General features: G+C 72.4%; 1 protein-coding gene. It reads left to right on the top strand.

The window, feature by feature from the left end:
* Window positions 1-4,969: acyltransferase domain-containing protein (locus ACFYPC_RS36955; protein ID WP_391891729.1), on the top strand; the 4,969-nt coding region annotated here is incomplete at both ends.

Raw genomic sequence — 4,969 nt, 5'->3', positions numbered from 1 at the left:
CCCGAACGGCTCCACGCCGTACTGCGTCCAAAGGTCGACGCCGCCTGGCACCTCCACGAACTCACCGCCGGCCTCGACCTGTCCTTCTTCGTCCTGTTCTCCTCCGCCGCCGGAGTCCTCGGCTCCGCGGGGCAGGCGAACTACGCGGCCGGCAACGCCTTCCTCGACGGACTCGCCCAGGTACGCCAGGCCCAGGGCCTGCCCGCCACCTCCCTCGCCTGGGGCCCCTGGGCCGAGAGCGGCATGGCCGGCCGGCTCGACGCGGCGGACGCGGAGCGGATGAGCCGGAGCGGGATCACGCCCCTCTCGCCAGAGGAGGGCCTGGAGCTCTTCGACACCGCCCTGCGCTCGGGCGCGGCGACGCTCGTGCCGGTCCGCCTGGACCTCGCGGCGTTCCGCTCGGCGCCGGTCGTCCCGTACCTGCTGCGCGGCCTGGTCCGTACGCCGAACCGGCGCACGGCCCGGGCGGGCACCGGCCACTCCTCCGGCTTCGTCCAGCAGCTGCTGGCCGTCGGTGCCGAGGAGCGGGTCCGGCTGGTGCTGGGGATCGTGCGCACCGAGGTCGCGGCCGTCCTCGGCCACACCTCCGCGGACGCCGTCCCCGCCGAGCGCGCCTTCACCGAACTCGGCTTCGACTCCCTCACCGCCGTCGAACTCCGCAACCGCCTCGGCAAGGTCACCGGCCTCCGCCTGCCCGCGACACTCGTCTTCGACTACCCCAACCCGGCTGCCCTCGCCGTGCACATCGCGGTGGAGAGCACGGGCGGCGCCGAGGCGCAGCGGAGCGGTGCCTCGGTTCCGACGGCCGTCGGAACCGACGACCCGGTCGTCATCATCGGCATGAGCTGCCGCTACCCCGGCGGGGTGGCCGGCCCCGAGGACCTGTGGCAGCTGGTGGGCAATGGCGGCGACGCCATCTCCCCGCTGCCGACGGACCGCGGATGGGACGTCGGACGCCTCTTCGAGCAGGGTGAGGACCGCACCGGTACGTCGTACGCGACGGAGGGCGGCTTCCTGCACACGGCAGCCGAGTTCGATCCGGTGTTCTTCGGGATCTCGCCGCGTGAGGCCCTGGCCATGGACCCGCAGCAGCGGCTGCTCCTCGAGGCGTCCTGGGAGGCCGTCGAGTACGCGGGCATCCACCCGGCGACTCTGCGCGGCAGCCAGACCGGCGTGTACGCGGGTCTCATGTACCACGACTACGTCGCGCAGTTGGTCGAGGTCCCGGAGGGCGTCGAGGGCTTCCTCACCACCGGGTCCGCGGGCAGCGTGGTCTCGGGCCGGGTCTCGTACACCCTGGGCCTGGAGGGTCCGGCGGTTACCGTCGACACGGCCTGCTCGTCCTCGCTGGTCGCATTGCACCTGGCGGCGCAGGCGCTCCGCTCGGGCGAGTGCTCGCTGGCCCTCGCCGGCGGCGCGACCGTCATGGCCACGCCCGGCAGCTTCATCGAGTTCAGCAAGCAGCGGGGCCTGGCCCCGAACGGCCGGGTGAAGGCGTTCGCGGACGCCGCCGACGGCACCGCCTGGTCCGAGGGCGTGGGCGTCCTGCTGCTCGAGCGCCTGTCCGACGCCCGGCGCAACGGTCACCGCGTCCTCGCGGTGGTCCGTGGCTCGGCCGTCAACCAGGACGGCGCGTCCAACGGCCTGACCGCCCCGAGCGGTCCCTCGCAGCAGCGGGTGATCCGCCGGGCCCTTGCCAGCGCGGGACTGTCCGCCGACCAGGTCGACGTGGTCGAAGCGCACGGCACGGGCACGAAGCTGGGCGACCCGATCGAGGCCCAGGCGCTGCTCGCCACCTACGGCCAGGAGCGACCTGCGGACAAGCCGCTGCTCCTCGGCTCGATCAAGTCGAACATCGGCCACACCCAGGCCGCCGCGGGCGTCGCCGGCATCATCAAAATGGTCATGGCCATGCGCCACGGCGTGCTGCCGCAGACGCTCCACGTCGACGAGCCGTCCACGCACGTTGACTGGTCGGCGGGCGCCGTGGAACTGCTCACCGAGCCGGTCGCGTGGCCGGCGGGCGACGCGCCGCGCCGGGCCGGCGTCTCCTCGTTCGGCATCAGCGGGACGAACGCGCACGTGATCGTCGAGGAGTCGCCCGACGGATACGACCAGGGACTGGCTCTGCCGGCCCCGGCCGTTCCGACGGCCGCCGGCCGGACCGCGTTCCTGTTCTCGGGCCAGGGCGCGCAGCGCGTCGGCATGGGCCGCGAACTGTACGAGGGCTTCCCGGTGTTCGCCGAGTCCTTCGACGCCGTGTGCGCGGAGCTCGACAAGCACCTGGACCGGCAGGCGAAGGAGATCGTCTTCGGCGACTCCGAGCTGCTCGACCAGACTGTCTACACCCAGGCGGGCCTGTTCGCCGTCGAGGTGGCGCTCTTCCGGCTCGTCGAACACTGGGGGATCACGCCCGACTACCTGCTCGGCCACTCCATCGGTGAGCTGGCCGCCGCGCACGTCGCCGGCGTCTGGTCCCTGGAGGACGCGGCATCGCTCGTCGCGGCCCGAGGCCGACTCATGCAGGCGCTGCCGGCCGGCGGCGCGATGGTCGCGCTCAAGGCGCCGGAGGCGGACGTACTGCCCCTGCTGACCGAGGGTGTCTCCATCGCGGCCGTCAACGGCCCGTCGTCGGTGGTCGTCTCGGGCGACGAGGACGCGGTCCTGGCGGTGGCCGCCCGATTCGGCCGGTCGGCGCGGCTGCGGGTCAGTCACGCCTTCCACTCGCAGCGCATGGAACCCATGCTCGCCGAGTTCAGGACCGTCGCCGACGGTCTGACGTTCCACACCCCCCGTATCCCGATCGTCTCTAACGTCACCGGCCATCTCGCCGACGAGGACCTGCTGACCGCCGACTACTGGGTGCGGCATGTCCGCCAGGCCGTCCGCTTCCTCGACGGAATGCGTTCCCTCCGCGACCTGGAGGTCGGGCAGTTCGTCGAGCTCGGCCCGGACGGTGTGCTCACCGCTCTGGGCAGGGCCTGCCTCGGCGAGAGCGAGGCGCTGACGGTGTCGGCGCTCCGCAAGGACGGCCCGGCCCTCGCGCAGCTGACCGCCGCCGTGGCGGCGCTGCGGGAGCGTGCGGTCGGCCTCGACGCGGACCTCGCCGTCCGGGAGCTCAACGAGGCCGCGGCCTCGGCGCTCCCGATGGTGCCGTGGGTGCTGTCGGCCAAGTCGGAGCGGGCGCTGGCCGACCAAGCCGGGCGACTGCTCGCCCGGGTGGGCGGTGCCTCGCCGGTCGACATCGGCTGGTCGCTGGTGTCCTCACGCAGTCTCTTCGACCACCGTGCGGTCGTGGTCGGTGAGGACCGCGAGGCGCTGCTGCGGGCGGTCGCGGAGGGCCGCTCGGTCCCGGGTGTGGTGCGTGGTGTGGTCGGGGGTGGTCGTACGGCGTTCCTGTTCTCGGGGCAGGGGGCGCAGCGGGCCGAGATGGGCCGGGAACTGTACGAGGCGTATCCGGTGTTCGCGGATGCTTTCGACGCGGTGTGTGCGGAGCTGGACCGGCATCTGGACCAGTCGGTCAGGGAGATCGTCTTCGGTGGCTCGGAGCTGATCGACCAGACTGTTTACACGCAGGCCGGCCTGTTCGCGATCGAGGTCGCGCTCTTCCGTCTCCTCGCGCACTGGGGTGTCACCCCGGACTACCTGCTCGGGCATTCGATCGGCGAGCTGGCGGCTGCGCATGTGGCGGGTGTCTGGTCGCTTCAGGATGCGGCCGCGCTGGTCGCGGCTCGTGGTCGTCTGATGCAGGCGTTGCCGACGGGTGGCGCGATGGTGGCCGTCCAGGCCACCGAGGCCGAGGTGCTGCCGCTGTTGGTCGAGGGTGTGTCGATCGCCGCTCTCAACGGCCCTGACTCCGTCGTCATCTCCGGCGACGAAGACGCGGTTCTCGCCATCGCCTCCCGCTTCGAGAAGACCAAGCGACTGCGGGTGAGTCATGCCTTCCACTCGCCGCGCATGGAACCCATGCTGGCCGAGTTCAAGGCGATCGCCGAGGGCCTGACCTTCCACACCCCCCGTATCCCGATCGTCTCCAACCTCACCGGCGACCTCGCGGGCGAGGACATCCTGTCGGCGGACTACTGGGTCAACCACGTCCGCCAGGCCGTCCGCTTCCTCGACGGGATGCGGCACCTGGAGACCCAGGGCGTCACCACCTACCTGGAGCTGGGCCCCGGCGGAGTCCTCTCCGCGATGGGGCAGTCCTGCGTCACCGAAGGCGCGGCGTTCGTTCCGGTCCTGCGCAAGGACCGTCCGGAGAGCGATGCCTTGGTCACCGCCCTGGCCGAGCTCCACGTCCGTGGCACGGCCGTCGACTGGACGGCGTACTACGAAGGGACCGACGCGCGCCTCATCGACCTGCCCACGTACGCCTTCCAGCACGAGCGTTACTGGCCGGCGCCGCCCGAGGCGGCCCCCGGGGCCACGGCCGCCGATCCGGTGGACGCGGACTTCTGGGATGCCGTCGAGCGTGCGGACCTCTCGGCGCTCTCCAGTGAGTTGGAGCTGTCGGCGGACGCCCCGCTCGGCGAAGTCCTCCCCGCTCTCTCCTCGTGGCGGCGCCGTCGGCGCCGGGCTTCGGAGGTCGATGGGTGGCGTTATCGCGTCGCCTGGAAGCTCGTACAGCCGCCGGCCGGCACGCTGTCCGGCCGTTGGCTGCTCGTCGTGCCCGAGGCCGGTGCCGCGGACGTCGCCGACTGGTGCGAGGAAGGTCTCGCCACCGCCGGAGCCGAGGTCATACGTCTCACCGCCGGGGCCGCCGACCTGTCCGCCCATACCGGTGCATCGGGTGTCGTGTCCCTTCTGGGCATCGACGAAGCCGCCCTGGGCCGGGGGGTCTCCCCCGGCCTGGCCGCGAACCTCTCGTTGATGCAGCGGCTGGGCGCGGCGGGGGTCGAGGCGCCGCTGTGGTGCCTGACCCGGGGTGCGGTGTCGGTCGGTGCCTCCGACCAGGTACGCAGTGCTGCGC

Source organism: Streptomyces sp. NPDC005808 (assembly GCF_042871385.1).
GTDB lineage: Bacteria > Actinomycetota > Actinomycetes > Streptomycetales > Streptomycetaceae > Streptomyces.
Note: the sequence above shows the minus strand (reverse complement) of the source record. Positions and strands in the feature narration are given on the sequence as shown.